This window comes from Nocardia sp. CC201C (assembly GCF_030010695.1).
Lineage (GTDB): Bacteria > Actinomycetota > Actinomycetes > Mycobacteriales > Mycobacteriaceae > Nocardia > Nocardia otitidiscaviarum.
In genome coordinates this window covers 1-4198 of the sequence record NZ_JASCXP010000535.1, presented here as the reverse complement: position 1 = coordinate 4198, position 4198 = coordinate 1, and the positions used below count along the sequence as shown (strand labels likewise).

Here is a 4198-nt window from a genome sequence, read left to right as displayed (position 1 = left end):
CTGCGGTTCGCCGACCGGATCGATCGGAGCGGTCTGCATCCCGCGCTGGCCGACGCCCATGTCATCCTCGCCAGCGATGTGGACAACCCGCTGCTCGGACCGAACGGTGCGGTGGCGGTGTACGCCCGGCAGAAGGGCGCGAAGCCGAAGGATCAGGCGCTGCTCGAGGACGCTCTGGCGAACTGGGCCCGGATCGTCGCACCCGAACTGGCCGATGCGTCCGGTGCGGGCGCGGCGGGCGGAACCGGTTTCGGCGCGCTGGCCGTCCTCGGCGCCACCAAGCGCCCGGGGATCGAACTGGTCCTGGAACTCATCGACTTCCGCACCCACCTCCGCGGTGCCGACCTGGTAATCACCGGTGAAGGGTCGCTGGACACCCAGAGCCTGCACGGCAAAGCGCCCATGGGCGTCCGGGATGCCGCCCGTGCGGCGGGCGTTCCGGTCATGGCGGTCGCCGGGCGCATCCAGCTCAGCGCGAATCAGCTGCGCGAGGCCGGTTTCACCGCGCACCTCGCCCTGTCGGATCTGGAGCCGAGCCCGGAACGCTGCATGGCCGACGCCGCTGCCATCCTCGAGCGCATCGGCCAGCGCATCGGCGCGAAGTCACCCGCGGCCGGTGACGGGCGGACCACCCGCACCGCGCATCGCGCGCGCGGCCGTTGACGCGGACCGGCTAGCTCGCGGCGGTGAGCGGACGGCCGAGCACCCGGTCCCGATTGCGCTCGCCCCAGCGCTCCAGCGGCCCCAACGCCTCGTTGAGCTCCTGCCCCAGCGGAGTCAGGGAATACTCCACCCGCGGCGGGATCTCGGGGTAGACCTCGCGGTGCACCACACCGCTGGCCTCCAGATGCCGCAGGTTCTCCGCGAGCACCTTCTCGCTGACCCCGTCCAGCAGGCGGCGGATCTCGCCGAACCGCTGCGGGCCCTCGCCGAGCACCCACATGAGGTGCAGCTTCCACTTGCCACCGACCACGTCGATGGCCACGGACATACCGCACACATCGTGATCCGCGTCACTCGCCTGCGACACCGTGTCCTCCTGACCAGATTTCGAACCTCGAGGTAAGCAACCCCACTCGAACGTGCGGTCTTCCCGAGCCTATCGGTCGCGACCAGTATCGGAGTCGGCGCCGACAGCAACCACGTCACGATTCCGAAGGGGCAAAACATGTCTCAGCAGCAGCATTCCGTCTCCGTCCTCGGTCTGGGCCCGATGGGTCAGGCCATGGTCCGGGCCTTCCTGAAGGCCGGGTACGAGGTGACGGTGTGGAACCGGAGCACGGCCAAGGTCGACGCCATGGTGGAACTCGGGGCCAAGCGGGCGGCCACCGTCGCCGAGGCGCTCGACGCCAACGAGGTCGCCGTCCTCAGCCTCACCCACTACGCCGCCATGTATGACGTGCTCGGCCAGGCCACCGACCACCTGGCGGGCAAGATCATCGCCAACCTGTCCTCAGACTCCCCGGAGCAGGCCCGCGCGGGCGGCAAGTGGGTGCGCTCGCACGGCGCGCAGTTCATCGCGGGTGGCGTCATGTCCGCGGGCGACAATATCGAGCACCCGTCGTCCTACATCTTCTACAGCGGTCCCCGCGAGGTGTTCGACGCGCACGCCGAACTGCTCACGCCGCTGAGCCCGCCGGAGTACCTGGGCGCGGACGACGGCCTGTCGCAGATCTTCTACCAGGCCCTGCTCACCGTCTTCCACCCCTGGATGCTGGCCTACGACCAGGCGCTCGCCATGATCGACCGCTCCGGCCACGACATCGCCCAGTTCCTGCCCTACGCGGTGCGCGCCGCCGGTGCCTACCCGTTCTTCATGGAGGAGTACGCCGGTGCGGCGCAGCAGGGCGGCTGGGGCGATATCTCCGCCTACCGCATGATGGACGCCGGTGCCCAGCACATCATCGACGCCAGCGAAGAAGTCGGGGTGGACGCCACCCTCTCGCACGTCTCGCAGAGCCTGTGGCGCAAGGCCATCGAGGTCTCGGACAAGGCCGGGCACGCCGTGCCGGTGTTCCGGATCATGAAGGGCGAGAGCGCCTGACCTGCCCCGGCGGGGCGCGTGTGCGGAACGCCCGCCGTCCGGCATCGGTTTCGGACGGCGGGACGGTCGCCGCTCAGGCGGTTTCGGAGCCGAGGCGGGGGAAGGGAGTGGTGGAGAAGATGACCTCCACCGGTACCTCGAAGTACTGGGCGAGCCGCAGGGCCAGGTGCAGGCTGGGGCTGTACTCGCCGCGTTCCAGATAACCGACCGTCTGGTAGTGCACGCCCAGTGCCTCGGACAGTTCCCGGCGCGAGATGCCGCGCTCGGCGCGCAGCATCGCGATCCGGTTGTAGATGACCTCAGTAGGCACGTTGCAGCGCCTTCTCCCGGCGTGCGGCCAGATTCGCGCCCGATTCGCGGCGGGCCATGCGGCGCAGCATGATCGGAGCGATGAGCAGCCCGGCCACCGTCCACGCGCCCAGTACGGCGGCGGTCTCCCAGTGCCGCCATGAACCCGCGATCTCGACGGCCACCGCGTCGTCCGGCAACATGGCCGAACGCATGCCCAGGCCCAGCCAGTAGATGGGGAACACCTGCGCCGCCCCCTGTACCCAGTCGGGCATGGCCGTGATCGGATAGAAGATGCCGGAGATCGCCACCAGACCCATGATGGGCAAGAACATGATGCCCATCGAACGCGGGTTCTCGAACACCGAGCCGAGGATCGCGCCGATCGGCAGCGTGGCCAGCAGGCCCAGTGCCATCACCCAGAGCAAGGTGAGCCAGCGGCCCACGGAATTCAGCTCCACCCCACCCACCAGCATGGTGCCGAACACCAGTATCAACAGCACCTGGGCGATGACCTGGCCGGAGGTGGTGAGGATCTTGCCGATCAGATAGCCGACCATGCCATTGGGGGTGGCCTTGGCGCGCAACAGGGTTCCGTCCTCGCGTTCCAGCGACAGATAACCCGCGATCCCGAAGATGCCGTTGAACGCCAACAGCATGCCGAGGATGCCGGGCAGTGCCAGCGCCCCCAAGCCCAGGTCGGTGGCCGCGTAGCTGCCGTTGCGCATGAAGAACAGCGCCGCCAGGGTCAGCACCGGCCAGAAGAACATGGAGAACAGGTCCATGCCGTTGGTGAGCGACTGGCGCAGTTCGATCCAGCCGCGCTGGACGCCCGCGCGCACGGCCGCGTTGACGGGTTCGGTGCGGTTCATCGGGTGACCTCCTCCAGGCTGTGCACCTCGGCCTCGCCCTGCCCGGATTCGAAGCGGCGCACCAGCGTCATATACGTGTCTTCGAGGGAGGCGCGGCGTACCTCGAGTTCCCCGATGGCCTCGCCGTGCTGCTGGAACAGCTCGTAGACGAATTTCGTCGATTCGGGCGTGGTGTGGACGAAGCGCTGACCGTCACGGGTCCAACGGATTTCGGCCTCACCGGCGATGCGGCGGGAGAGCTGGTCGGCCGAGCCGTCGGCGATGATGCGCCCGCCCGCCAGGATCAGGATGCGGTCGGCCAGCTTCTCGGCCTCGTCCAGATCGTGGGTGGTGAGCAGGATGGTGGTGCGATCGTCATCGGCGAGCCGGTGCACCAGGTCGTGGAATTCGCGCCGGGCCTGCGGATCGAAGCCCGCTGTCGGCTCGTCCAGGAACAGCAGTTCGGGTCGGCCGACGATGCCGATGGCCACATCGAGCCGCCGTCGCTGGCCGCCGGACAGGGCCATGATCTTGGCGTCGGCGTGTTCGGTGAGGCCGACGGCGGCGATGAGTTCGTCGGTGTCCCAGGGCCTTCGGACGTCCGGGGTGGCGTAGGGGGCATAGAACATGCCCAGGTGGCCGAGCAGTTCCCGCACCCGCCACTTGCCGTGATCGCGCCAGGATTGCAGCACCACCCCGAGTCGCGCCCGCCACGCCTCGTCGCCGTGCGCGGGATCGGTGCCGAGTACCTCGGCGCGGCCCGCCGACCGCATTCGAAAGCCTTCCAATATCTCGATGGTGGTGGTCTTGCCCGCTCCGTTGGGTCCGAGCAGCACCAGCACCTCCCCGCGGTGTGCCTGGAACGTGACGTCCTGGAGCACATCCCGGGTGCCGTAGCGCATGCGCAAGTTCTCGACGTCGATAGCGACGTCGTCGCCGACAGCCATAACACCTTCTCAGTAGTAAACGCCAAACAGTATGTAGCATATCTACTACATTTCACCGCGCGAAGGCT

General features: G+C 68.2%; 6 protein-coding genes. 2 read left to right on the top strand and 4 right to left on the bottom strand.

What is annotated here, in order from left to right:
* On the top strand, positions 1-663 hold a 663-nt coding region (locus QK444_RS33500), incomplete at its 5' end, for a glycerate kinase (protein ID WP_282786039.1).
* Positions 664-673: 10 nt separating this feature from the next.
* Here the strand turns inward: QK444_RS33500 and QK444_RS33495 are convergent.
* Complete coding sequence (locus QK444_RS33495) at positions 674-1030, bottom strand: helix-turn-helix domain-containing protein (RefSeq protein WP_282786038.1); 357 nt, start codon at positions 1028-1030, stop codon at positions 674-676.
* A gap of 138 nt (positions 1031-1168) precedes the next feature.
* Here QK444_RS33495 and QK444_RS33490 point away from each other — a divergent pair, with 138 nt between their 5' ends.
* Positions 1169-2044, top strand: a complete 876-nt coding sequence (locus QK444_RS33490; RefSeq protein WP_282786037.1) for an NAD(P)-binding domain-containing protein — start codon at positions 1169-1171, stop codon at positions 2042-2044.
* A gap of 73 nt (positions 2045-2117) precedes the next feature.
* Here the strand turns inward: QK444_RS33490 and QK444_RS33485 are convergent, their stop codons facing one another.
* Genes QK444_RS33485 through QK444_RS33475 form a run of 3 tightly spaced genes read right to left on the bottom strand, consistent with a single transcriptional unit; the run spans position 2118 to position 4130 of the window.
* On the bottom strand, positions 2118-2354 hold the full coding sequence (locus tag QK444_RS33485) for a helix-turn-helix transcriptional regulator (protein ID WP_282786036.1): 237 nt from the start codon (positions 2352-2354) through the stop codon (positions 2118-2120).
* Positions 2344-3204: an ABC transporter permease gene (locus tag QK444_RS33480; RefSeq protein WP_282786035.1), complete on the bottom strand. Its 861-nt coding sequence runs from the start codon at positions 3202-3204 to the stop codon at positions 2344-2346. Before QK444_RS33480 ends, QK444_RS33485 begins: the two co-directional genes overlap by 11 nt.
* Entirely contained in the window at positions 3201-4130 is a 930-nt protein-coding gene (locus QK444_RS33475; protein WP_282786034.1) for an ABC transporter ATP-binding protein, read from the bottom strand. Before QK444_RS33475 ends, QK444_RS33480 begins: the two co-directional genes overlap by 4 nt.
* Between the last annotated feature and the right edge of the window lie 68 nt (positions 4131-4198).